At 31.0% G+C, this 26,164-nt stretch carries 19 protein-coding genes; 3 read left to right on the forward strand and 16 right to left on the reverse strand.

Features of this window, described 5'->3' with window-relative positions:
• Window positions 1-179: 179 nt before the first annotated feature.
• From FOF46_RS22425 to FOF46_RS22435, 3 genes are read left to right on the forward strand one after another with little or no spacing between them, the layout of a single operon-like run.
• On the forward strand, window positions 180-857 hold the full coding sequence (locus FOF46_RS22425) for an FkbM family methyltransferase (RefSeq protein WP_109436874.1): 678 nt from the start codon (window positions 180-182) through the stop codon (window positions 855-857).
• Complete coding sequence (locus tag FOF46_RS22430) at window positions 854-2,374, forward strand: B12-binding domain-containing radical SAM protein (protein ID WP_143917999.1); 1,521 nt, start codon at window positions 854-856, stop codon at window positions 2,372-2,374. Before FOF46_RS22425 ends, FOF46_RS22430 begins: the two co-directional genes overlap by 4 nt.
• The gene (locus tag FOF46_RS22435; protein ID WP_143918000.1) at window positions 2,374-3,048 is read left to right on the forward strand and encodes a methyltransferase; all 675 of its coding nucleotides are present in this window, start codon (window positions 2,374-2,376) and stop codon (window positions 3,046-3,048) included. Before FOF46_RS22430 ends, FOF46_RS22435 begins: the two co-directional genes overlap by 1 nt.
• 163 nt (window positions 3,049-3,211) lie before the next feature.
• Here FOF46_RS22435 and FOF46_RS22440 read toward each other — a convergent pair whose 3' ends face one another.
• From FOF46_RS22440 to FOF46_RS22515, 16 genes are all read right to left on the reverse strand, one after another.
• Window positions 3,212-4,639: a B12-binding domain-containing radical SAM protein gene (locus tag FOF46_RS22440; RefSeq protein WP_143918001.1), complete on the reverse strand. Its 1,428-nt coding sequence runs from the start codon at window positions 4,637-4,639 to the stop codon at window positions 3,212-3,214.
• The gene (locus FOF46_RS22445; protein WP_167571914.1) at window positions 4,632-5,897 is read right to left on the reverse strand and encodes a glycosyltransferase family 87 protein; all 1,266 of its coding nucleotides are present in this window, start codon (window positions 5,895-5,897) and stop codon (window positions 4,632-4,634) included. The genes FOF46_RS22440 and FOF46_RS22445 overlap by 8 nt, the downstream gene beginning before the upstream one ends.
• Window positions 5,881-6,840, reverse strand: a complete 960-nt coding sequence (locus FOF46_RS22450) for a glycosyltransferase (protein WP_109436879.1) — start codon at window positions 6,838-6,840, stop codon at window positions 5,881-5,883. The genes FOF46_RS22445 and FOF46_RS22450 overlap by 17 nt, the downstream gene beginning before the upstream one ends.
• Entirely contained in the window at window positions 6,837-8,147 is a 1,311-nt protein-coding gene (locus FOF46_RS22455; RefSeq protein WP_167571915.1) for a glycosyltransferase family 39 protein, read from the reverse strand. The genes FOF46_RS22450 and FOF46_RS22455 overlap by 4 nt, the downstream gene beginning before the upstream one ends.
• A 214-nt stretch (window positions 8,148-8,361) precedes the next feature.
• Window positions 8,362-9,753 carry a B12-binding domain-containing radical SAM protein gene (locus FOF46_RS22460; RefSeq protein ID WP_109436881.1) on the reverse strand — a complete coding sequence of 464 codons (1,392 nt, stop codon included), beginning with the start codon at window positions 9,751-9,753 and terminating at the stop codon, window positions 8,362-8,364.
• On the reverse strand, window positions 9,750-10,868 hold the full coding sequence (locus tag FOF46_RS22465) for a glycosyltransferase family 9 protein (RefSeq protein ID WP_143918004.1): 1,119 nt from the start codon (window positions 10,866-10,868) through the stop codon (window positions 9,750-9,752). Before FOF46_RS22465 ends, FOF46_RS22460 begins: the two co-directional genes overlap by 4 nt.
• Before the next feature lie 111 nt (window positions 10,869-10,979).
• Complete coding sequence (locus tag FOF46_RS22470; protein ID WP_143918005.1) at window positions 10,980-11,543, reverse strand: D-sedoheptulose-7-phosphate isomerase; 564 nt, start codon at window positions 11,541-11,543, stop codon at window positions 10,980-10,982.
• Window positions 11,540-12,913 (reverse strand): D-glycero-beta-D-manno-heptose-7-phosphate kinase, encoded by a 1,374-nt coding sequence (rfaE1, locus tag FOF46_RS22475; protein WP_109436884.1) that lies wholly within the window; start codon window positions 12,911-12,913, stop codon window positions 11,540-11,542. Before rfaE1 ends, FOF46_RS22470 begins: the two co-directional genes overlap by 4 nt.
• On the reverse strand, window positions 12,910-13,908 hold the full coding sequence (gene rfaD / locus FOF46_RS22480) for an ADP-glyceromanno-heptose 6-epimerase (RefSeq protein ID WP_200825118.1): 999 nt from the start codon (window positions 13,906-13,908) through the stop codon (window positions 12,910-12,912). Before rfaD ends, rfaE1 begins: the two co-directional genes overlap by 4 nt.
• Window positions 13,909-13,918: 10 nt before the next feature.
• Window positions 13,919-14,437 (reverse strand): D-glycero-beta-D-manno-heptose 1,7-bisphosphate 7-phosphatase, encoded by a 519-nt coding sequence (gene gmhB, locus FOF46_RS22485; protein WP_109436886.1) that lies wholly within the window; start codon window positions 14,435-14,437, stop codon window positions 13,919-13,921.
• 695 nt (window positions 14,438-15,132) lie between these two features.
• The gene (locus FOF46_RS22490) at window positions 15,133-15,486 is read right to left on the reverse strand and encodes a T9SS type A sorting domain-containing protein (protein ID WP_143918006.1); all 354 of its coding nucleotides are present in this window, start codon (window positions 15,484-15,486) and stop codon (window positions 15,133-15,135) included.
• Between the two features lie 126 nt (window positions 15,487-15,612).
• Entirely contained in the window at window positions 15,613-18,942 is a 3,330-nt protein-coding gene (locus FOF46_RS22495; RefSeq protein WP_143918007.1) for a VCBS repeat-containing protein, read from the reverse strand.
• A 76-nt stretch (window positions 18,943-19,018) separates the two neighbouring features.
• Entirely contained in the window at window positions 19,019-20,785 is a 1,767-nt protein-coding gene (locus FOF46_RS22500) for a RagB/SusD family nutrient uptake outer membrane protein (RefSeq protein ID WP_109436889.1), read from the reverse strand.
• An 11-nt stretch (window positions 20,786-20,796) separates the two neighbouring features.
• The gene (locus FOF46_RS22505) at window positions 20,797-24,249 is read right to left on the reverse strand and encodes a TonB-dependent receptor (RefSeq protein WP_143918008.1); all 3,453 of its coding nucleotides are present in this window, start codon (window positions 24,247-24,249) and stop codon (window positions 20,797-20,799) included.
• A 132-nt stretch (window positions 24,250-24,381) separates the two neighbouring features.
• Window positions 24,382-25,392: a FecR family protein gene (locus FOF46_RS22510; RefSeq protein ID WP_143918009.1), complete on the reverse strand. Its 1,011-nt coding sequence runs from the start codon at window positions 25,390-25,392 to the stop codon at window positions 24,382-24,384.
• A gap of 174 nt (window positions 25,393-25,566) precedes the next feature.
• Window positions 25,567-26,124 (reverse strand): RNA polymerase sigma factor, encoded by a 558-nt coding sequence (locus tag FOF46_RS22515; RefSeq protein WP_109436892.1) that lies wholly within the window; start codon window positions 26,122-26,124, stop codon window positions 25,567-25,569.
• Between the last annotated feature and the right edge of the window lie 40 nt (window positions 26,125-26,164).

Below are 26,164 nucleotides of genomic sequence, written 5' to 3' on the forward strand. Positions count from 1 at the left end.
ATCCTTTTAAAACCTTGAGTATTTTATCGTAATTTGCTTGAAAGTTGTGCATATGAATTATAGTGTCGTAACTACAATTTACTGCCTTTTAGCAGTTTGCGCAACTTTTTCTAAATGCACAACGGGTAAATACATTTATGTTTTTAGGTTTATTTTAGGGTCCCAATTACTTTTATAGAGTGAAAAAAATAAATAACTATATAAACAAATTTAGACAAAGAAGGTTTTACTCTAAATTTATTAAAAAAAACGATTTATGCTTTGACATAGGAGCTAATAAAGGAGGGAAAAGTAAAATATATCTATCACTTGGTGCTAAGGTAATTGCTTTCGAACCCCAATCTATATGCAAAAGCTACTTAGAAAATATAAAACACACTAATTTCACCTATCACTTGCACGCTGTAGGAAGCAAAAATGAGATTAGAGAACTGCAATTGGCCAATCATATTGAAGTTGCTACATTCTCTAATGAATTCGTTAAATATTTCCAAAATGATTCATTACAATGGAAGCATACTGAGAAAGTTATTGTCAAAAAATTAAATACCTTAATTGAATCCTTTGGAGTTCCCCTTTTCTGTAAAGTTGATGTAGAAGGATATGAGTTAGAAATTTTTTCTGATTTAGATTATACAATCCCAATGATTGAATTTGAATTTACTGGAGGGTTCATTGAAAACACTCTAGAAATTATTAAACTTCTTGACAAAACCAAAACTATTTATAATTTTAATTTGAATGAAAAACCTAAATTTGAACTAAAAGATTGGATTTCTTGTAGCGAAATGATTAACATTGTTAAGAAACTCCCTGTTCATAGATTACATGGTAATATTTTTGTGAAAAATTTATGAAAAATAAAATCCTAATATTCAACCCTAGAAGTGCAAATGCAAAGCATAGAATTCCTAATTCTATACTTCAGGTTGGTGCTTCGATTTATGGAAAACATGATTTTGTTTTTGTTGATGGGAATTTGGAAAGTGATCCATGGAAAAAAATCAAAAGCTACTTTGATACAGGGGATTTCAAATATTTCTGTTCTACTGTAATGCCAGGACCACAACTTAAACAAGCAATTCCTTATACAAAAAATATAAAAGAGCTGTTCCCTAAATGTATTACCATATGGGGTGGCTATTTTGCTTCTAATCAATTCAAAGCTTGTATAGAATCTGACTTTGTAGATTATATTGTAAATGGCCCCGGAGATATAGCTTTCCCTTCATTATTAGATGCTTTAGAGGATAATAATTATTCAGAAATCAATACCATTAAAAATTTGATTTATCAGGATAAAGAGGGAATCATAATTCAGACTCCTAAAGAAAAATTATTAGAACAGGATACTCTTCCTCCGCTCCCATATCAGCATTTAAACCAGTTTTATAATCTCGAACATTACCTCAGTAGAACTTTTTTGGGAGAAAAAACATTTTCTTATCATTCCAGTTTAGGCTGTCCATTTACATGTTCTTTCTGTGCCGTTGTTCCTATTTACGAAGGAAGATGGAAGGCCAAATCTGCTCAAACGGTATATAATGATGTTAAATATTTTAAAGATACGTATGGTATCGATGCTATAGAATTTCATGATAACAACTTTTTCACTTCCAGAAAAAGAGTTGTGGAGTTTTCCAATTTGGTTATGAATGATGGTATCACCTGGTGGGGAGAAGGTAGAATTGACACTATTAATAAATATAGTGATGAAGATCTTATTACTATGAAAAAAGCGGGATGTAAAATGATATTTTTAGGTGCAGAGACCGGTAATGATGATATCCTGAAACAAATGAATAAAGGGGGGACGCAAACCGGACAAACTATTAAAGATTTCGCAAAGCGATTAGCTCCGATTGGTATTATTCCGGAATTTTCTTTTGTATTAGGGATGCCTGCAGATTCCCCAGACAAAGTAATGGCTCAGATTGAATGGGATATCAAATTTATAAGAGAGATTAAAGACCTTAATCCTGCCTCTGAAATAATTATTTATCTCTATAGTCCTGTAGCTACTGAAGGTTCTGAATTATATGAACAAATTCAACAAGCAGGTTTTAGTTTTCCAAAAAAACTTGAAGATTGGTTAAATCCAGAGTGGGAAAAATTTGATCTTCGTAAAAATCCTTTGACTCCTTGGCTTACTCCTGAAATGGTTGACAAAATTAAAAATTTTGAAACCGTTCTTAATGGATACTACCCTACCGCCTCAGATTTTAGAATTAGAGGACTAAAGAAAAAAATACTTCGTACCATTGCAGGGGTGCGTTATCAAAATCAGATATACAAATATCCCTATGAAATAAAAGCTCTACATAAAATCTGGAAATATCGACAACCAGAAATACAAGGGTTTTACTCAGAATAATGAGAAATTTACTTAAGAAAATAACGCATCCTTTTCTAAGATTAGGCTTACAGCTATATTATGTGAAGCCTAGAAAATATAGTTATGAAGGTATTGAAGTAATTGTACACCCCGATGTATTTCCTCCTCACCTCACATTAAGTACTAAGATATTCCTTGATTTTTTAAAACCAATAGAGTTAAACAAAAAAACAGTACTAGAACTTGGTTGTGGATCAGGGATCATTTCATTATATACATCAAAAAAAGGAGCTACCACAACTTCTTCAGATATCAATCCCATTGCTCTAAAATACTTAGACAAAGCTTCTACTAAAAACCAATTAGCAATAGAAATAGTGAATTCTGATCTATTTGACAACTTAAAGAACAGGGCTTTTGATTATATACTTATCAATCCTCCATATTACCCTAAAACACCGAAAAACATAAAAGAAAAGGCTTGGTTTTGTGGAAATAATTTTGAGTATTTCAAAAGACTTTTTCAACAGCTTCCCAATTATATTTCGGAAAATACAAATACTTACATGATTCTATCAGAAGATTGTGAAATAAAAAAAATAAAAAATATTGCTTTACAGTTCGACTTGATTTTTGATGTCCAGTTTGAGAAGAAAATAATCGGCGAAAAAAATTATATTTTCAAAATAATACAACATGGGGGTGTAAATTAAAATACATCAGTATTATATTCAGATATATATTAATTACATAATTGTTTTGGAGATTATTTTGAGTTTTGTATATAATTTAAAAATCAAATAAGAGTATGATGATGATATCAATCTTATAATTGACAATAGCCATAAGATTTATTTCTAATTTTTAAACTTAATACTATTCCTTTACTAAAACGTGCTTATAATTTTTAATAGCAAATTTAAAAGTTTCCCAAAAATTACGCTTCTCGGATTTAATGTATACTAAAAAATAAATAAAGCCGAACCACGCTCTAAAAATTACGTTAGATGGTAATTTAATCAAACGCTTGATAAGTGGATAAGTCCAAGGCCATAAAACGGCAGTTTGGAAAAATTTTTGCAAATTCTGAATCTCTCGTTTATGCGGAATCTCTAATTTGGTTTCTAAAAAAAACGATTTATCTAAAGAATCATAATCAAATTCTTTACCCAGATACCCTTTATTAAAAGCGTAATCTGTTAATTCTGTACCTGGAAAAGGAGAAAAAATAGAACACCATGGGTAATCTGCTTTAATTTTTATGTTTAACTCTACGGTAGAAAAAGCATCTTCCAATGTTTCATCTGGCAGGCCAACTATATTATACGTTCTAAACGTTATTCCAACATCATGAAGTAACTTAGCTGCTTTTAAAATTTGATCATCTGTTAATTGTTTTTTGAGCACTTTATTTCTCAACTGCTCGTTTCCAGACTCTATGCCGAAAAAAACAGATTTACAACCTGCCTCTGCCAATTTATAAGCATATTGTTCATCAGAAGCTACAATATCTGCTCGCACTAAGCAAATAAACTCTACATTGACCTCTTTTTTATAAACTTCTAAGAAATCATAAAGCCATTGTTTTTTCATTCCAAAAACATCATCTGCAAAATATATAATCTCAGCATTAGTTTCTGCTAGAAGTCTTTTGCATTCTTCTATAGCTCTATCTATTTCTCTTATTCTAACATATTTACCTTTTCCTTTATACATGTCACGCATAGCATCTTCAAAACAAAAAGAGCAGTGAAAAGGACAGCCTCTAGATGTTATTACATTTCGTACTTTTCTTTCTCCCAGTTTATCTAAATCATTATAAAGAGAACGATCTGGGAACGGGTATTCGTCCAAATCAGGTCTTAAATTTCTTAACGGATTATGAGTTTTTTCATTGTTTTGAGAAAACGATAAATTTGGAGTATTATGGAAACACTCATTTCCATCTATCCTATCCATTATTTCTTTCATAGTCTCTTCTCCTTCTCCTCTTACTAGATAATCTACTTCTGGTTCTTCTATAAACTCTTTAAAAAAAGTAGGATGAGCGCCACCAAAAATATTTTTTATTCCGTATTTCTCCTTAATCTTCCCAGCTAGATTTTTTCCCCAATAATGACTGCCACTCATAATAGAAAAACCAACTAGATCTGGTTGAAATTTTTCTATCCTTTCTTCAAAATCTTCGAAAGTTTGGCCTATAGCCAATTCACACTCGTGACCATGATCTTTCAACATAGATGAGATGTACATTGGTCCAAGAAATTCATAATCCAAATTTTGAAGAAATAATAATTTAGCCATAGTTCTTCCTAAGTATTTTGATATGATAATAATTAAGTAATAAAAATACACATAATAAGCTCCAAAACCTTGGATAATGAAGTAATAAATTGATTGTAGAGAGTTGATCTAAATTTGGAATATGATATTGTTGTATTGTAAAAGTTAAGAATATCATTATCGAAATAATAACCAGTGCTTTCTTTGATTTAAAAGAAATAAGCCATTCAATTATGCACAGTATTGGCCATAACAACAGTAAAAAATGGTATGACGCTGATGCTGGTATCATTACAAAAACTCCAATAATACCAATCGAGATTATAATTGGTGTGACTTGATAGTGATTCCTTTTAAAAGTATAAAATAACAACACCATAGTTACTCCCAATAATGAATATTTAATAATTGGTTTCAAAATCGATAGGTTTAAAAGTGGAAACGGGTTTTTAAATTGATCATAGACAAATAAATTATTAAGTAAGGAATCAATTGATTGAAACTCCACCGCATACTTACCTTGTCCAGGTAAGTTACCTTCTAGGTGAGATATAAAATCTAGAAAAAAGATGTCATGTACCTGGTCATCTATCATATAGATAATTAAAGAAGGTATAATTATTCCCAAAAAAGTAAAAATTAGAATAAGATACCTTTTTTCATGTTGGATAATATAGCCTAAAAAAATAATAGGCAAATATTTTAAAGATGCCAAAACACCAATAAAAAAACCCAATATCTTTGGCTTACTAAGCATATAGAGTTGTCCTAATGACTCAAGTAATAAAAAACCAATTAACAAGTACAATTGTCCAAAGTTTAAACAACTTGATATTGGAATAATAAATAATGATAAAAATAGAGTTGTTTGACTTAAAGACCACTTTGTTATTTTTCTTATTCTAAAAGGTAAAACAATTAATATCAAAGCATTAAATACTAACCAGACTCTTTTTGCTATCAGTGGTTTAAAAAACGTCACGGGTAAATAAACATAGGCAGTAATGGGAGGAAAAGGTGAAAATTTAGCACCTTCTTTAATACCTATTTGATATGCTTTATTAGTAAACCAATCGTTATCATAAAACTGATGAATTGGTGTTCCTTCAGAAACCAGTTTGGCGGATAAATAGTAATTATTAAAATCAGAAGCGGTATTGCTCCACCCTGCTATAACTCCTTTAAGTAATACAATCCCTATAGCAATAACAATCCATACTTTAACGATGATTGCACTTTTAAATTTTATTGTTTTTAATGTTTCAACTATGTTCTTCACTACGTCTATTTATAGATTTTCCATTCTTTTTTACCGTAGAAGCTGTAAATTTTATAGTATTACTGTAAGAGTTTTTTAATAATTGTGTTCCTATAACAAAGGCACTTAATGCGATTAACGCACCGTTAAATAATCCTAAAATAATAGTGCTTGCCCATCCTAAAATTGCTCTATCTGTAAACAATTTTTTATATAAGACATATCCTGCAAAAATTGTTAGTATTATTACTAAAGATATAAATATCCAAAGACAAACAACTAATAATTGTTCTGCATATTGAACAAACGATTTAATCGCATGATCTAACAAATCTGTTATACCCATTTTAGATTTTCCATTATCTCTTTTTTGTCGATCAGCTTCAATATATTTTTTGCGCAATGCAAATTTGGAAAGAAAAGCTGGAAAATGAACAAAACCTACCATTGTTATCCTATTTAATATATTTCTATTTATTAAACAATAATTACCAAAATGTATAGATTGCCCAGTAATAGTCTTAAAAATCATTTTATAAATTTTATAACTAAATCGAAATAAAAAGGATTCTTTTCTTTTTTTTCTAACGATATGAACAACATCACAATCCTTTTGTTCTATCATGGATGGAATTAGTTTTACATCATCTTGTCCATCACTATCTAAAACAATAAATTGGTTTGAATTTGTAGATTTTGCATAAATAAGTCCCTGAAAAATTGCCTGTTGGTGCCCAACATTAAAATCTAATTCTAATACAGTCAAGCTGATATTTTTAGATTCAAAGAAAAAACCATCTAATAATTCAGAAGTTTTATCTATTGACCCATCATTTACAATGACTACTTCAAATAGAGAATCTAACGCATTACAAACGTTTTCAAGAGAATGAAGAAAATTAACAATATTTAGTTCTTCATTGTAACATGGAGATAATATTACTATTGGTTCAGAGCTTATCATTTATAGTATCGTTTTTTGTAAATTAGATGCCCATCTGTTTCATATTCTAATTGATATTTTTCAGAAAAGATACTATTTATTCTCTTTTTGTAAGAGTCAATCCAGAAATTTGGAAGAGTTTTAGAGACTATTATCCAGTCTGCCTTTACTTCATTCATATATTTCAATAATTCTTCCTGCCATGCGATTAAATGAGATGGAGTACTGGCTGTTAACTTTCCTGTAAGTGCAGCCCCATCTCTTGCTAGTCTACAAGTGGTAATTACACCTAGTTCCAAATAAATATTTGGATCTTGCCCCAACACTAATACTTCATCTTCTGTATTCAGTTCTTTTTTTAAATAAGAAACAACGGACTTTCTATGGTTATACATATCTCTAAAATCCGGAAAAATAAATGTTTGGGCTACATCAAAATTACTTGTTAGAAATCCTGCCTGTATAAAAGTCGAACCGATTTTGAAAGCTGGAAAAGTCATGATAATACAAAATAAGACAACTAATATTTTTTGTTTTTTTTCAGAAAAACTCTGACTTAAAACTATAAAACCTTCAACTATTCCTATTGTTAAAAAGGGCCATAATATACTAAATTGATAAGGATATAATCGTCCTTCAACAAATAGCATCAAACCAATTCCTGCAACTATTAATTTAATAATTGAATTCTTAGAAAATATAAACAAGCTCAATACACCTCCAATTCTTAAAACCGGATCATTGAGGAATGTCCATCCTGTTTTTAATATTGTTCTAGCACTAAATCGCGATACGTAACCCGTGTAATTAAAAATAGTATCTAAAACCACAGACTCCCAAAAACCATAAAAAGTACCAGAAATTAATAAATATAGTATAAAAATAATAGTCGGGATAAGCATCCCTAATAGAAATTTGAGTACATGACTCTGATTAAAATTACATATTTTATCTTTATCAAAACATAAAAAAATAAGTGGCATCGCTATAAGTAATGCTGTAGGTTTAACCCAACAAGCTAGTGCAATTAGTACTCCCGCAACCAAACAATATTTTTTTGTCTTGGGGGCTAATAAATGGTAAGCCAGAGCTACATAACATGCAGTAATTATATTAGTAACATCTCCTGTATTTCCTGGTCCATCAATAAGTACATGGTGAAGCCAAAAAACACTCACTAACCAACTGGTTAACTTTGAATAATTCAATCGAACTAAACGAAACAAAAAATAACCGGTGATTACTAAAATGATTAAATCAAAAACACGATACGCTATGACCGTTTCTCCAAAAAGAATAGCAGCTAGAGAATAAGTTAACAAACCCATGGGTCCTTTTTTTTCAATAAAACCTGTGTATGGTAAACCACCATTTTTTATAACTAAACCTTGATAATGGTATATCCCTTGATTATAACCAGATGGAAAATTAAGATAAAACACAACAGTAACAACTACTAATATGCCAAGAAAAAATGGTAACCAAACAATTGATTTATAATTAAAAAAAGAATACTGATTATTGTTTGATCCAATAAACAAACTAATTAAGTAGGGATTTAAGAATATACCATCCTTCTTTAAAATGAATTTTAAGTTCAGTCCAGTTTCTTAAGCTAAGTAATCTTTTCAAAATATATTTAGGTCTAAAATAAAAAGACCTATATGCTTTATTTTTTAACTGTTGTAATTCTTTTCTACTCAACAAACCTGTGCCTATTGTGACTTCGTTTCCTGACTGATCCATAACCTCTAACGAATCATCAATCAGCCCTTCTTTTAATGCTTCAGTTCTGAAGGAAGTATTACTTCGTGGTACAGCTACATTAAATGAAGCATAGTCTGCATCAATTTTTTTTGCAAATGCTATCGTGTTTAATATGGATGCTTTTGATTGGCCTGGTACACCAATTAAAAAAGTACCTAAACGTTTTATTCCGATTTTTTTTGATAATGCAAACGTTTTTTCAATTTGTTGGGTTGTATAGTGTTTTTTATAATGGGTTAATAAATCATCTTCTGCCCATTCGACTCCAAACATAATTAAAGTGCATCCAGCAGCTTTCATTAACCTTAGTTCTTTTTCATTTAAAACATCTACTCTCGAAAAACACATCCAGTTTATACCATAGTTGTCTTCAATCATCCACTCTAAAACTTCTCTAGTAATTGTTTTTGATTGAAAAAAAGTTTGATCTGAGAAATAAATAAATTTGTATCCTTTTGCTTTTAGTTCTTTTAATTCAGTTATAATTGAAGCTGCAGTTCTTGTTGTATAAGGCAAGGTAGACATAATACAAAATGTACAAGGATAAGGGCATGCATAATTCGTTAGAACTGTCGCCATTGGAAACGCATTAGCAAATGGCATTCTATAGTTACCCATAAAAAAATGTTGTTTAGGTACTGCCATATCCATGGGTTTGGATCGTTTGCTATCTTTAACAACAAATTCTCCTTCTTGTCGATAAACCAGTCCTTCTATTTTTTCTCCCCCCTCTATTAATTGCCTAAACCCATTCTTAAAAAAATTTGTAATAATTGCATCTAACCACTTATATTTTTGAAATTTCTCTCCATACTTTTCTAATAATGCATCTCCTGAGCAAGCGATTATAGTATTTGGGTTTTCTTTTTTAACAATATTATAAAAAAGCTGATCTTCAATCAGTGAAACAGCACCTATTTGACCAATTATATAATTAGGTTTGAAACATTTTATTTTTTTATAAGCATTAGTTTCTGATATCTTTTCAGCAATACAATCCATTACCAATATTTTATAATCTGGCTCATTAAAAAATGCGGACTGCATTAATAAATCGACAGGTTGAGGTAAATAGTATGCTTTTGATACTTTTGAGCAATAATAATCTCTAATATAGATTTTCTTTCCTGGAGGGTTCAGAAACAATATACGCTTAGATGAACTCATTCAATTAGGACTTTATATTTTTCTGATTCAACGAATCTAATTATTTTTGAAGCCATTTCCTTTGGATTCATAGATTTAAAGCAAGTTACATCTCCCTGACAATATCTTGCTATTTGTGATTTCGGATGAATAAAACAAGGAGAACAACTCATATCCAATTCTAAATTGAGCATCTGTTCGTTTTCTTGATATCCTACCAATTTTGATGAAGTCGGTCCCCAGATCCCTACTGTTCTTATCCCAAATAAATAGGCTAAATGTAGAGGACCTGAATCATTTGTAATAAATAGTTTTGTTTCTTTTAAACATTCAACAAATTCGGATAAATTATGCTGACCTGCTATATTTGAGATTTTTTTTGACGTAACCCCAAGATTTATTAATCGTTCTTCAAACGATGCTACAAATGTAAATTCAGGTTTTGCACCAGTCAAATAAAAATGCCAATCCGGATTTTTATCATGAAGTTCCTTAATTAAGGAAGCATATTTTGATAAAGTAAACCTACGTTGTAAAAGATAATTACCTGCATTGATGTTAATAAATATTTTATTATTACCTCCCTCTTTTGTATTATACTTTACTGAAGGGCAGGCATAGGTTTTATTAAACATTTCTGCAATAGCATTTGTAGCAGGTTTGTTTTGTAACGACACAAAAGATTGTACTCTTGTATTTTTATTCTTGGGTTTAAAATAGAATGAGCTACAATGTTTTCCAATTCCAACTATTAATCTAAACAGGCCAGACAGGTTTGAAACTCGTTCCATATCCAATATTGTGGTGGTTTTTTGTTTCCAAATTTGTAATACAAGCTTAAATAAACTAATCATTAAAACGAAAGGATGTTTTGTTTTAACGTATATGACGTTCAAATCTAGCAAATCAATCACCGCTTTGTTACTATATAATGTAACAAATGTAACCTGCTTCTTTTCGATACCTATCGTATTCATAACATGAACAATTCGAGTTATACTACCTAATCCAAAAAACTTTAGCACAATAAAATGTTGCTCCTTTTTTTTCATTTTCCCTCTCCATTTCAATGCATTCATCATCATGTAAAATGGTTTGACCAATCCATCGATAAAGATTAAAAACTGATATTTCATTGAATAATAAAGGTTTTAACTGTCATCCGATTTCAAAAGTGATGGATAAGTTTAACGTTATTCTATTATAGATCTTTTACTATAAATAGAAATTATTATAATTATATATATCTATTTTAAAAAATGTTTATCAAGTATATCACAAATACTGTGTTCGATAAATATATGTGTCTCCTGTATTCTCGAGGTGTGGTTCGAACAAACAATAATATTTTTATCACAAACTGCATTCATTTGGCCTCCATCATTACCACTTAAACCCACAACAAAACTTTTTCTTTCCTTCCCAAGTTGAAGTGCATTTATAACATTTTTACTTTTACCACTAGTACTAATACCTATTACTACATCTTTTTCTGAAGCAAAAGCCTCTAATTGACGAGAAAAAACCTCGTCATAAGAATAATCATTACTAATCGAAGTAAGAGTAGATGTATCTGTGGTTAGAGCTATTGCAGCTAGGGCAGGTCTCTTTTTATCACTAAAACTTCCAACTAATTCTGCCGCCATATGTTGTGCGTCTGCAGCACTTCCTCCATTACCGAATATAATAATTTTTCCACCAGCTTCTAAACGTTTTATACACTTGCTTGCTATAAAATTAATATCATCTTCATATTTGCTAATGGTTTGCTCTATTACTTGAATATGCTCTTTTAAATTTTCAGAGATCATTGTTTTATTTTGTTGATTACACCCGTTGTACTTTTTCCATCTATATACTCGATTAATTTTGTAGTTCCTGCAAAATCACTACCTATAATCTCCTTATTTTTATAATCAGCACCTTTTGCCAAAACATTTGGTCTTATAGATTTAATTAATTCATAAGGCGTATTTTCGTTAAACAATACAGTATAATCAACAGATTTCAGAGCATTTAATAAATAGGCCCTATCTAGTTCGGGATTAATTGGGCGTTTATTCCCTTTTATGTTTTTCACTGAATTATCAGTATTTACTCCCACAATTAAAACATCTCCTAGTTTTTTTGCTTTTTCTAAATATTTTATATGTCCTAAGTGAAGGATATCAAAACAACCATTGGTAAATACTATTTTTTTATTTTGTTCTTTTAGGTCATTAACAATTGTTTTGATTTCATCTATTGTTTTTATATTATGATCTTTGGCATAAATTTCATCAATTGTAGCGGTTCCCACCCCAATTTTTGCAACAACAATACCAGCTGCTAAATTAGCAAATTGTATAGCATCATCAATATGACTATCTTGTGCTAATTTATATGCTATCGCAGCAATAACAGTATCTCCTGCTCCAGTAACATCATAAACCTCTTTTGCTTTAGTTGGGAATATTCTTAATTCTTCATCAAAAACGGCAATACCATCTTGATTAAGTGTAATAACAGAAATCGCTAATTTATATTTTGATTTAAGTGTACGAATAGCATACTCCAATTGATTGTTATTAATATCAAAGTTTGTTGCAATACTTGCTTCTTTTTTATTTGGAGTCAATAAATAAGCCCCAGTATATTTTGAATAATCGCTACCTTTAGGGTCAACTAATATTTTAATTTTTTCTTCGTTTGCTAACTTTATAATTTTTTTGGTGACATTATCTGTCAATACTCCTTTCCCATAATCAGAGAGAATAATTATTTCGTGACTTTTAATAATGTTCCTGTAGATGTCAAAAACCTTATTTGTACTATCTTCATTAATGTCTTTTGTAGTTTCTTTATCATAACGTACTATTTGTTGATTAGACGACGATAGTATTCTAGTTTTTTTAGTTATTAGTCTATCTTTTTCAATAACCATATAATCCGTAAGTATACCTTGTTCTTCTAACAAATTATACATAATCGAAGTATTTTCACAATCACCTATTACACTTATAATATTAACTTCAGCTCCAAAAGCCAACAAATTATTAACTACATTACCTGCACCACCTAAAACTAATTTCTCTTCTTTTATATCAACTACCGGAACAGGAGCTTCTGGTGATATACGCTCAATACTACCTATTAAGTATTTATCTATCATAATATCACCAATTACCAAAATTTTTTTCATTGTTTTTTATCCCAATTAAATGTTTGTTTGATATAAGGAATATATTCTTTAATACCTTGTTCTAAAGTGTAATTTGGCTTATAACCTAAAAATTCCTGACTTAGACTAATATCAGCTCTGGTATGCATCTGATACCCTTTATAAGGATTTTCAAAATATTCTATTTTTAAATTTGTATTCAATTCCTGTTGCAAAATATTCACAATGTCATAGAAACTACGATGAACCCCACTACCAATATTATAGATTCCATTTTTTTTAGTAAAACATGCTAAAATATTAGCAAGAATAACATCTTTGACATAAACAAAATCACGCATAATTTTATCTGACCCTATAAATAAACGTGGTGACTTGCCTGCTATAATTTGATGCCCTAGTTGAATTACCATAGATGCAGTCTTATTTTTAAAGTATTCTTTTTCTCCATAAACATTAAAAAATTTAAGCCCCACGATATGCATATTTGAGTATTCTTTCATGTATCGATATGCTATCTGATCCATAGCGTACTTAGAAAAACCATAAACATTTTCAGGAGAATCATCACCAATTTTTTGAGGTGATGGACTTGAACCATATGTAGCAGCAGAACTTGCGTATATCATTCCTGCTTCATTTTTTTTAGCAACCTCTAATAAATTATAAAAACTATTAACATTAGTTTTCATAATAATTTCTTGGTCATAGACTCGTGTATCAGAAATAGCTGCATAATGAAAAATAAAGTCTAATTTATAAAATTTAAGCTTATTTAAATCTTCTTCATCTTTGATATCTCCACAAATTATATCACCTTTAAAGCCTATCAAATTTTTATAATGACCAAAACTTTTTAAATTACCATTATCAAAGGTCTCCCCCTTTCTAAATACATCAAAAATTATAATTTTACTGTCTGGATAATTTTTTTGCAAATAAAAAGCAATGTTAGAACCAATAAATCCCGCACCACCGGTTATCAAAATAGTTTTATTATTAAAGTTTATCTCCATTAAACTAATGTCATAAAATATAATTATTTACCTCTCTGATTGACGGCAAAATAAATTTGGCTTTACTTTTTGTTTTTTCAATTTTATGCCCGCTTTCAACAAGTATAGTATTTCTTATACCAAAATCATGCGCTGCCTTAATATCACTTTCTTTATCACCGATCATCCAAGAATTGTTCTTATCAATTTGATATTTTTTGTTGGCTTCATCAAACATACCTGTTTTTGGTTTTCGGCAACAACAATTATCTTCAGGTATATGAGGGCAATAAAAAACATCCAAAATATTAATATCTTGTTTATCAAACTTACTTAACATCCACTCATTAAGAATATTAAAATCTTTCATTTTGTAATATCCTCTACCAATACCTGATTGATTGGTAACCAAGATTAAATGAAATCCTTTACTCTGCAAATATTTGCAACTACTTAAAGCTCCATCAATAAATTTAAAATCTTGTATTTTATGTAAATATTTGACCTCCTCATTAATAACTCCATCTCTGTCTATAAATACCGTTTTCATTAAGCTAAAGATAAAAAATAAATAATCATAGTAAATATTTTATAAATGCGTTTGTTATAAATCTATATAGAAATGTTTTTGGATGAATTTATATACCTTTTTTAATCGAAAGAGCACTCGAAACCCAATCAGCAGAAGTCATTTTGCATTGATGGTTATAATTTAATATTTTATTAGACACACTCCAATAAAGGTTTCTTATTATCGGCAAAGTTCTAAAATTTGTGAAATGGCTTACATCGATAAGATCATTCCCCACATAAACTTGGTATATAATATTTTTAGGTTTAATTTTTTTTAACCTTCTAGAAGAAAAAAGGTTTAATTGTTTAATACCCGTTCCAGGGATACTAGAATTTATAAAGGTTTTATTAATCGAATCACGTAAAAAATCTATATAATTATCCTTCGAAGCAGAAAAAGAATCTCTAAAAACTAAAAAATCTACTTCAGGTGGCGAGTCGATTAGATTTGTATTTAAAGCTTTTAGTTCTGATTTATAAAAATCTATAATAGAAAATCTATAGGATAGTTCAAAAAGAAGAATTACGGTAATAATACACTAAAAAAGTCCTCCCAAAATTTTCTTCATATTATAAAAACACTAATTCATTTAATATGAATAAATCGCTTTTTAAATAAAAAAGATGCTCTCCCAAGCATCTTTTTTCTATTTGCGTTAAAATTTCATCCATCTATTTATTAGTTACCACATCTCTTCCCTTATAAAATCTTTTTATCGCCATATGATTTCCTGAATATATTTTAATCAAATATAAACCTACTCTTAGTTCTGAAATATCAATCTCTCTTTCGAGATGTAATTTACTTCTAATCCTGATAAAACCAGATTTATCTATGATTTTTACTTCAATTGACTCTTTGGGTCTATTCGTAACAATATTTAAAAATTGAGGAGTAGAGGTAGCTTGAATATCAAACTCAAATGTATTATCATTTGTTGTTGTATTTTTTTCGCCATTCCAATCATTTGAATATGATGAAGTTACACTTATAAAAAGCATGCAAAGTAATAGTATATTTTTCATAGTTAATAGTTTTACTATAATTTACTAATAATAAAACTATTACCCTGTTAATGGAAACACAAATAGGAATAAATTTAACTCTTCTTGGCAAAGATTTATGAAAACAAATAGAATAAATAAGTATACTTAATGTTCTGTGCCAATTTTTACAAATTGTACATAATCATTGTTCTTAGCGGCAATAATAAATTTAGTTCCTTTTACGTTCAATGAAGATAAATCTTTAACATCTCCCTGTAACATCAAGCCGCTTTTAGAAGCAGAAACTGGTTCAAATTTCCCTGTTCCGTCACCTTTCATAAACAATCCATATCCAGCATCATTTCGGGGTGTTTCTACCTCTGAAGCATATAAGTTTCCTCCTATAATAGCATCCAGGTTCCCATCTTTATCAAAATCTTCAATCAAAATTTGATTCATTGATGAAAGTTGAGCTTCTGCCGGAAGTTTATGAATAACAAAGGTATCGCCTTGATTTTCTAAATAAACACTTGCAAAAGATTTTACCTGATAATGTAATGATGATTCCAAAGAATTTTTGGTATAGACATCTACTAATGTTGCTTCAGAAAAACTTTTGTAGTCTTTAAATTTATGCTTAATTCCTGGGATTTGATCAGACGAGCACTGCCTTCCTCTTACCGGAAATTGTTTTCCTTCATTATAATAGCTAAGTACAATATCGTCTTTGTTATCTTTATCAAAATCACTTACATATATATCAAAAGTCTCTTCTTCTGTAGCTTGATACTTATAATTTAGACCATTATTACCAACCAGATAATCCATATCGCCATCCTGATCAAAATCTCCTTCCTTAATACTCCACCACCACCCGGTTGTATCTAATGTTAACCCCAACTCTTCTGATACTTCTTTAAACCCTGTTTTTATGTTTTTGAAAACACGAATGGGCATCCACTCTCCTACTATTATAATATCCAACCAATTATCATGATCAAAATCTGTAATTACGGCGCTCGTAGCCATACCAAGATTTATAAATTCTTTGGCTTGTGAGTCGGTTACATTTTCGAATTTAACATTACCATTCTTACTACTGTTCTTTAATAAATAACTACTAGCAGGAGCGGGATAATTTTCTGGAACCTGACGTCCCAAAACAAGTATATCCTCTTTACCATCTTTATCAAAATCTGCATGATACGCTCTTGAGCCACTAGTGATCATCTTAGGTAAAACTCCTACCTCTGCTTTACTAAAATTACCTTTACCATCATTAATGTATAGTCTATCCTGTAACATTTCAGAAGTTGAAGAAAACTCGTATCCACCACTTATCACATATAGATCATTATCACCATCCTGATCAACATCAAAAATAACAGCACCTACATCTTCATTTGCCTTATCTTCTTCCAGAACTTCAATTACTTGTTTTTCGAATCCATCATTTTTTTGAAAAAATAAACTCCCTGAATAATTGTGTGCTCCTCCAACAAAATAATCTTCTAAACCATCATTGTTTAAATCTCCAACAGCAATTCCTGGACCAAATTTTGACATTTTATGAGGGAGCAAGATTTGCTTTGAAAAATCATCATAGCTATTCTCTTTATGGATATGCTCTGGAAAAATTTCGCTTTCTTCTGAAGTAAAAAGCGTAGTCGTTTTATCGACTTCTTTTTCTTTATCAGAGGCTTCACTATACTTTATAATTAGCTTTTGATTTGTGTTAATATTTTTTAATACCTGAGACTTACCATCTGTCCATACAATTTCTATTTCTTCAATTATTTTTGATTGATTAACTCCAAAATGTAGTTCTGGTGCTACAGATGATTGAAATCCGCGTGTTAAGGTAAGTTCCTGCATTTGAGTTTCTCCACTATTTTTTAAATATACTCGATTTCCTAATCCAAATGTATTATTGGAGCTACCTTCAAATTGTATCGTTATATAATTATTCTTTTCAGAGCTTTTATTCTCAAAAACAGACGCATAATCATCTATGTTATTTGTTATAATCTCTAAATCTCCATCATTATCCAAATCAGCATACGCAACTCCATTAGAGAAACCTTCATACTGAATTCCCCAACTCTCATTTACTTTTTCAAAACCATAATCTCCTACATTACGAAACATAAAATTATCGATCTTTTCTGAAGGAATCTTTAAACTTTTTTGTAAAAGACTATCCTGTACGTCTTTAGTTTTATTTAGACTTTTAAAATAATCATTGTTATTTACTTCTCTTCTGGTACCATTAGAAATAAATAGATCTTTTCGTCCATCATTATCAAAATCTGCAAAAAGTGGTCCCCAGCTCCAATCTGTTGAAGAAGTTCCTGTTATTCTGGAAATATTAGAAAATTGAGGTATTCCATCTTTAATTACCCCTGTATTAGATTGTAGACAATTATGCATATACTGATAATGAAATCCAGAATTGACGGTGCTCCAAAATAATTTTGGATTCATGCTTGCCATATTAGTTTTTTTACGACGATTTGACTGGGCATCCATATCTACCTGAAAAATATCCAGATTGCCGTCATTGTTATAATCTGATATATCTACTCCCATACCAAAAAAAGCGGTATGTGCTGTTGCTTTTTTTACTACTTCTCTAAAAGTCCCATCTTGATTATTTAAATACAAATAATCTGGAGTACTAAAATCATTAGATACATAAATATCAGACCACCCATCATTATTAAGATCACCTACGGTTGCACTTAAAGTCAGTCCAAAGTTTTTAATTCTCGCATCTTCGGTTACATTTGTAAAAGTGCCTCCATCATTTCTATATAAATGATCACTTTCATGATCTTTTATATTTTTCATTCTAAATGTATAATAGAAATTCGGAGCGTTAAAACTTGTTGGGGGATAATTAGCTGAATATAGATCTAAGTCTCCATCATTATCATAGTCAAAAAACGTTCCTTGAACACTATTTCCGATATCATCAATACCATATTCTGATGCTTTTTCAGAAAATGTTACTTGTCCTGAGCTTGTCGAAGAGCCATTATTTATAAAGAGTTGATTATTTTTTGGCCCAAACTTACCTCCTACCGAACAATAAATATCCAAAAAGCCATCTCCATTGATATCAACCATTGTGACTCCTGTATACCATCTATCATCTCCCGAGACCCCAGCTTTTTCTGTAATATCCTCAAATTTTAGATTTCCTTTATTTAGATATAATTTGTTTGAAACCTGATTTCCTGTAAAGTAAATATCTATTAGGCCATCATTGTTAATATCTCCTGTTGCTACTCCTCCTCCCATATATAAATAGGAATACGTAAAATAATTTAAAGAATCATTTTCTGTAAGCACATTATTGAATTCAATTCCAGTTGTGGAAGCTTCCAGATTCTCAAATACTTTATTAGTAGTATTTACTATTGTCTTTTCTTTTTCTGTGCAGCTAACAAGAAAGAATACACCAACAAAAAAAACTAAACATTTATATATCATATGGATGTATTATTATGTAAAAAGACAACGTACCAAAGCACGTTGTCTTTAAAAACTAATTCAAAATAAACAATTTTTAGTATCCATCATTCTGCTTGATAACACCACCACTCACACTAATTACATTTTGAGCAATAGGATATACCTGACTTCTTAATGAGAAGGATACCCCATTAAGATGAGATCTTTTTGTAGATTCTTCTGCTAAATAATTTGTCAATACCGTTGCTGCCTCACCTCTTCTTACCAAATCAAAGAAACGATGTCCTTCTAATGCCGTTTCTATTCTATATTCGTGAGCGACTGCTTTAATAGCTTGTGCTTGACCTGTAAAAGCACCATAAGGGCTAATTACATAGTTAGCAGCCGGAGTAGCCGTGGGCATTCCATCCATATCTAATTCTTTTACAAAATCTTCTGTATTTGCAGCACGCATACGAACTTGATCTACTAATGATACTCCTAAATCTCCTTCTCCTTGTACCGCCATAATCTCTGCTCTCCATAACAATATCTCTGCAAATCGAATAATATTTGTATTTATTGAACTTGCCGCAGGAAACCACGCAACTCCAGAGTCAACAGCAGGGTTATTAAATTGACTAAATCTAAACACTGAAACTTTTTGTAGATAAGGACCTCCATTGGCGGGATTACGAATCCAAGATTGCCCTGGCATAATACCCCAACCATTAAAATCTATACCTCTACGGCCAATCTTCCAATCCAATCTTGGATCTAATTCTCCAGCATATGGAGTAAAAGGATCAGCATCTGCTATACCATCATCATTTGTAACATCAGAATCATTAAACGTGTCTAATAATGGTAATCCTCCAGCATCTGTTTTATATGCGTTCACTAGGTTCTGTGAAGGTTGAAAAAATCCACAACATGCCCCTCCAGTAGTTCCCACAGGTGCTCCGTTTGGAAAATTAAGCGCTTCTCCCCAATTAGAATTATCATCTTGGGATGATCCATCATTTACGGTATGCTGTACTGCAAATATAGACTCACTAGAGTTTTTTGTTTCTGCATTAAAATTGTCAGAGTATTTAGCTACTAAACTATATGGTCCTGCATTAATTACATCATCCAAAATTGGTCTAGCTGCATCGTAGTCTAATTGATACATATGTACCTTTGCCATATATGCTTTTGCAGCCCAGCTATTCCCTGCACCAACAAATCTTGATGCTTCTGGAAGGTTATCTATTGCAAATTGAAAATCAGCTTCTATAAGCCCCCATGAATCTACACTTTCATTAGTTATTGATTCTTCAACGGTTTCATCTACAAATGGAATCTTACCCCACACTTTTTTAGCTTCAAAATGATAATGTGCTCTCAAAAATCTTGCTTCTGCTTCAAATTGAGCAGCTTCTGCAGTTGTTAAATCACCCGCTTCTAAACCTGTTTTAACCCCGCGTATAGCCTCATTACTTCGCGCAACTCCTTCAAAAATCGCATTCCACAAATATCCATAATAATTGTTTTCAGAAGACGTAGCTGTATACGCTTCTACATTATCAATAACAGGCTGATCTCCCGGATCACTTCCTTTATAGGCATTATCAGATGATACTTCTCCATAAATCCAATTAGATGGAGCCGAACGCCAAGAGTCAGATGTATCTAGGTTTCTATCCAACATCCCATACGCTGCAGCTAATTGAAGCGTTACCCAATTACTATCAAATACAATTACATCTGCACTTACCTGTCCTTGTAAAGGAATTTCTAGTTCATCTTTACAAGACTGAAAAACTACCGCAATTTGTAATAAAACACCAATTCCTATTAGTGCTTTATTAGCTTTTAACAATTTAAATATCTTTATCATTACAGTTATTTTTAAAATGAAACGTTCAATCCTAGGTTTACTGACCTTGAAACCGGATATGCTCCTCTATCAACGCCTATTTCTAAGTTTGCTTGTTGTTGATTGGTATAGTTTGATAAATTGATCTCAGGATCCAAACCATCGTAACTCGTAAACGTTAATAGGTTTTTACCCTGTAAAAAGATTCTTATTTTATCTGCTTTTAATTTCGAACTGATATTTTCTCCAAGTGTATATCCAACCGAGATGTTTTTGAGTCTAACATAAGAACCGTCTTCAATATAGTAAGAAGATCCTACCGCTTCATTCGCACTAAGTGTGTAAGCCGGTAATGAGCCCCCTGTATTTGTTGGGGTCCAAGAATTTTGTATATAATCTAAGCTTCTAGCTCCTTCAAAATTTGAAAAATCTGTCCAGAATTTAGTTAGGTTATAAATATCATTCCCTTGAGAACCTTGAAAAAGTAAAGACAAATCAAAATTCTTATATTCTGCGTCAAAAGTGATCCCATATGTAAAATCCGGATGAGGGCTACCTATGATATCTCTAGAATCTCCTGTGATAATAGCCCTTCCTGTAGCAGGATCAATGCCTTCCCAAGTGAAACCAACAAATGAAGAAATAGGTTCTCCTGCTACAGTATTCGTAGTTTCGAAACCTGTTTGAGAACCTAAATTTGGGTTCGCTATTACTTGGTCTAAATTATTTTCATCCAAGAAATCCACTTCATTTTTATAGTGAGATATATTTACTCCAACCGAGTATGAAAAAGCAGCTGTCGAATTATTTGAGTATGAAATTCCTAAGTCAAAACCAGTGTTAGTCATTTCTCCAAAATTCTTGAATATCGAACCGATCGTATTTCCAAATACTGTTGGATCTGTTGGTACAGCAAGTAGCATATCTTTAGTCACTGCATTATAAACATCTAAATCTATATCTAAGGCGCTATTAAATAAAGACGCTGAAATACCAAAATTAGTGGTAGTCGTTGTTTCCCATGTTAAACCTGGGTCTCCTATATTAGCTAAGAAAAAGCCTGTCTGTCCATTATAATCATAAAAATCTAAATTAGAAGCAAAGGAAGTTACTCCTCTAAATGCAGGAATAGAATTATTTCCTAACTCTCCCCAACTCAACTTAAGTAATAAATTACTTACTATTGAAGAATCTTCAAGAAAACTTTCTCCAGATACTCTCCATCCTAAACTAATGGCTGGAAAAATAGCATCTTGATTACCAGCTTCAAATAGAGAAGAATTATCCTGTCTAAGTGTTGCACTTACCAAATACTTATCATCATATGCATAATCTACTTTTCCAAAAACAGAAAAACTAGATGATTTATTCTGCCCACTTCCTACAGTTTGAGCGCCCGTACCAGCACTTAAGAATGTAAAATCAGGAGTATCTTCAAGGAAATTTGTGATTTGACCAAAGAATTGTTCAAATCTATTCTTTTTAAATTCTGTTCCTACAAAAGCATCAATACTATGTACATCTCCTAAGGTCTTCGTATATTGCAAGATATTATACCAGTTTGTATTAATCTGACTAGTAGAAGTTTCCCTTAACAAATTTACTTGTCTAGCTGCAGAATTCTCAACATCTACTGGTCTGAAAAATGAAAATTCAGAGCTAATCATATCTGCTGTAAATGTAGACTTAATCAATAACCCGTCCATAATATCAAATTCTGCATAAATAGATCCTAACGCTCTAATCGTTTCTGTAGGATTATTAGCATTTCTTCGAGCTGCACCTATTGCATTTGAAGCATTACCTACACCACCTATGGTAGCTGTACCAGCAAAGTTACCAGCAATATCGGTAACTGGGATAAGAGGATTACTTCTATAAAGTGCAGCAATTTGCCCCTCATTATTCTGATTACTTGAACTTCCTACTGGATCAATAAATCCAATTCTTTCTGAATATGAAACATTTACAGATTCTCCTAATCTAAATCTATCGGTAATGTTAAATTCTGAATTTACTCTTAAATTATAACGTTCAAAGCTAGTTGCAATACCAACTCCTTCTTGATCTAGTACTCCCAGACCTACATATAATTTAGAATTTTCTCCTCCTCCTCTTGCAGAAATATTATGTTGTTGTACAAAAGCAGGATCAAAAAATGCACCAAACCAGTCTGTTCCACCTTTATTTGCTCTTGTAATTCTATTATCCGGAAAACTATAGGTACTTTCATCTACAGTTCCTGAAACCCCTGCTGGTAAAATATAATCTGGTAATACAGGGCTAGTTCCTGAACCATATTGAGGATGAGAAAGTGCTTGCCCATCATTTGCCAAAGCTTGCCAATAAGCATCTGCTATCTGTTGTGGTGTTGCAAATTCAGGAAATACGGATTCTGGTATAAAATCGACTCCAGTTAAACCACTATAACTAAAAGTTACCTTATTGTTCTTTTTACCACTTTTTGTTGTTATTACAATTACCCCATTAGCAGCTCCAATTCCATAAATAGATGCTGCGGCAGCATCTTTAAGTATTTGTATGGATGCAATATCATCAGGGTTAAGGTCACTAAGACCTTGACCAGTTTGTACTCCGTCAATTACATATAATGGATCATTTCCATTAATTGTTCCATACCCTCTAATACGTACTGCAGAATTCCCACCAGGTCCTCCTTCAACACCAACAGTTACACCAGCTGCCTGACCCTGTAAAGCTTGTTCTAAACTAGTAGGAGTCGTTGCTGCTATTGCTTCGGATTGTACAACTGTAACCGACCCTGTAATATTTCTGGTATTCTGTCTTGTATAACCAGTAACAACAACTTCACTTAGCTCACTCGCATCTTCAGCCAAAACTACTTCTATAGGGGTTTGACCAGAATATACCACTTCTTTTGTAGTAAACCCTACATAAGAAAATACTATCGTTTCTCCACTAGCAACTTCTAACTGATAGTTCCCATCAAAATCTGTTTGAGTTCCTCTATTGGTTCCTTTTACAATAACACTCGCTCCTGGAAGTGGACCTCCATCTGCTGTGGTAACTTTACCTGTAACAGCATCCTGAACTGGTACTTCTACGTCTGAAAACGTTTTCGTAATTGCTTCTTTTTTTTGTTTGGATATTACTATTTGTCTATCCAATATTTTATAAGTAAGATCTGTTTTTACAAATGCTCTATTTAGAATCTCATTTATGGTAGATTCCTTAAGACTAAGGGTAATTGTATTGTTTGTTTTTATAATATCATCTTTATAAAAGAATATAAATTCACTTTGAGAATGAATTTGATCAAACAATTCTTCAAAAGTTGCATTTTTAAGATTGATATTGAGTTTAGTTTGTGAATAAGAGTTGTTAGCATAAACGCTAGTTAATCCGAAGAACAGGAATAAAATAAAAACTCTCATAATAGTCAATAAAAAATTGATTTTCTTCTTTTTGGATAAAAAAGAAAGCCCGTTAGCTTTTTTATTCATAATTTTGTTTTTTACGTATTAAGTATTGCGATATCGCAATATTTTGATTTAGGTCAGAAAATGTTGCCGCATTTTCTGACTTTTTTATTATAAAAGGTTGTGTGATGTTTTTATATCATATAGTTGATTGTTTTAATTAATTACAAATTTTCCATTTTCTATCTTATATTTTAAATCTGTAGATTGTTTAATAACTTCGATTACTTTTTCTATACTTTCTTTCAAATCAAGATGTCCAGAAAAAGTTTGACTTTTAAGCTCTTCACTTTCAATTGAAATATTTACATTATAATATCGAGAAAGCTTCTTGATAATTAAATCCATTCTCTGTTTCTTAAATATGAATTTACCGTCACGCCATGCCATATATTTTGCAACATCTACTTTACTGGTTTTCATGCCTTTTACTTTACTGTTATACACAGCTAGAGTTCCTGGTTTTATTTTAATTCTAGATTTCCCGAAAATAGAATTTCCCTGATATTTAATTTCTACACTACCTCTCTCTAGTGCTGTACTAGTATACGAATCATCTTCATAACTACTTACATTAAAAACGGTACCTAAAACCTTAATATCATAGTCATTAGTTACAACATAAAATGGTTGTTCTGCATTGTGCCTTACATCAAAAATTGCTTCTCCTATAAGATGGACTTCTCTTTTATCTCCATTAAATGTTACTGGATATGTTAACTTTGACCCTGAATTAAGCCAAACTTTTGTCCCCTCAGAAAGTGTAATTTTTGTCCTTTTACCATAAGGAACAATAATAGTATTAAATGTATTTTTTGATGACTGAGCAACTTTTTTTGAACTATTAATATCTAACTCATCACCAGTACTAGAATATGTAATACTTGATGAACTTTCGGTAATTTTTATCTCTTCTTTTTCGTTTAAAACTAATTTTACATCTCCATTATTATGAATATCTAAATCTGTAGTATGTACATAATCCTTAATTTTTGAAGAATTATTATAAAAACCACTAGTATAATTAATCGAAATCACTAAAATAGCAATAGCTGCTGCCGTACTGACAATATAGCCAAGTCTTCTCTTTCTCCTCTTATTGCGATATTCTAGAATAGATGTACCTATCCTGGATTTTAAAAGGTCCTTTTCTTCTTTGGTTAACATTTTTTGGGGAGTTTACTATCCATTACAATATTTTGTACTCTTCTTTTTAACATATGATTATACCATATTTATGGTAAGGTTTTTATACACCAAGTGTTACGTGTATTGCCTTACTATTATATAAAAGCAGTGAAATCAAAAACATAGACAAAAAAAAACACTTTTTTTTTAATTTTATTCGATTTCTATTTCATTTCGTAGTTTTTTTACTGCTCTGTAGATTAAAGTTCTAACCGATTCTATCGAAATCCCTAAAATGGCAGCAATTTCTTCATAAGATTTCTTTTCATCAAATTTTAATGACAGCCCCTTTCTTTGCTTACTAGAAAGCGAAGTCATTGCTACAGAGAGTTTAGCACTAATTTCTAGGGAGTTTTCAGACTGAATAATCGATTCTTCTGCAGATTTTGATGAAGAAACAATTTCATCTTTTTTATCATCTGCAGAAAATAACTTTAGTTTAGATTTAAATTTTTTATTAATTTTTCTTTTAAGGGAAGTAAAAAGATAATATTTAACATTATCAACATCAGAAAGTTTCTTTCGATATTTATAAATATCCAAAAAAAGATCGTGAATGCAATCCTTAACGTAACCTGTATCATTTGTATATTGAATACCAAACGCATATAGTGAATCTATATATTTGTCATATAGCTCATTAAAAGCGTTCAAATCTCCCAATTTGACCTTTGTCCATAATATTGAATCAATAGATCTAATAGATTGCATGTGAGGTAATTTGCATATTTATGAATTCTTAAAAAAGATG

The sequence above is a fragment of the Aquimarina algiphila genome (assembly GCF_007489275.1).
Classification (GTDB): Bacteria; Bacteroidota; Bacteroidia; order Flavobacteriales; family Flavobacteriaceae; genus Aquimarina; species Aquimarina algiphila.

Bases quoted from the DNA above. Each gene is read 5' to 3' on its own strand.
- FOF46_RS22440 (WP_143918001.1), bottom strand. From the start codon at position 4,639: ATGGCTAAATTATTATTTCTTCAAAATTTGGATTATGAATTTCTTGGA.
- FOF46_RS22495 (WP_143918007.1), bottom strand. From the start codon at position 18,942: ATGATATATAAATGTTTAGTTTTTTTTGTTGGTGTATTCTTTCTTGTT.
- FOF46_RS22465 (WP_143918004.1), bottom strand. From the start codon at position 10,868: ATGAAATATCAGTTTTTAATCTTTATCGATGGATTGGTCAAACCATTT.
- FOF46_RS22430 (WP_143917999.1), top strand. From the start codon at position 854: ATGAAAAATAAAATCCTAATATTCAACCCTAGAAGTGCAAATGCAAAG.
- gmhB (WP_109436886.1), bottom strand. From the start codon at position 14,437: ATGAAAACGGTATTTATAGACAGAGATGGAGTTATTAATGAGGAGGTC.
- FOF46_RS22505 (WP_143918008.1), bottom strand. From the start codon at position 24,249: ATGAATAAAAAAGCTAACGGGCTTTCTTTTTTATCCAAAAAGAAGAAA.
- FOF46_RS22500 (WP_109436889.1), bottom strand. From the start codon at position 20,785: ATGATAAAGATATTTAAATTGTTAAAAGCTAATAAAGCACTAATAGGA.
- FOF46_RS22470 (WP_143918005.1), bottom strand. From the start codon at position 11,543: ATGATCTCTGAAAATTTAAAAGAGCATATTCAAGTAATAGAGCAAACC.
- FOF46_RS22435 (WP_143918000.1), top strand. From the start codon at position 2,374: ATGAGAAATTTACTTAAGAAAATAACGCATCCTTTTCTAAGATTAGGC.
- rfaE1 (WP_109436884.1), bottom strand. From the start codon at position 12,913: ATGAAAAAAATTTTGGTAATTGGTGATATTATGATAGATAAATACTTA.
- rfaD (WP_200825118.1), bottom strand. From the start codon at position 13,908: ATGGAGATAAACTTTAATAATAAAACTATTTTGATAACCGGTGGTGCG.
- FOF46_RS22455 (WP_167571915.1), bottom strand. From the start codon at position 8,147: ATGGGTTTGTTAACTTATTCTCTAGCTGCTATTCTTTTTGGAGAAACG.
- FOF46_RS22460 (WP_109436881.1), bottom strand. From the start codon at position 9,753: ATGAGTTCATCTAAGCGTATATTGTTTCTGAACCCTCCAGGAAAGAAA.
- FOF46_RS22515 (WP_109436892.1), bottom strand. From the start codon at position 26,124: ATGCAATCTATTAGATCTATTGATTCAATATTATGGACAAAGGTCAAA.
- FOF46_RS22490 (WP_143918006.1), bottom strand. From the start codon at position 15,486: ATGAAAAATATACTATTACTTTGCATGCTTTTTATAAGTGTAACTTCA.
- FOF46_RS22450 (WP_109436879.1), bottom strand. From the start codon at position 6,840: ATGATAAGCTCTGAACCAATAGTAATATTATCTCCATGTTACAATGAA.
- FOF46_RS22510 (WP_143918009.1), bottom strand. From the start codon at position 25,392: ATGTTAACCAAAGAAGAAAAGGACCTTTTAAAATCCAGGATAGGTACA.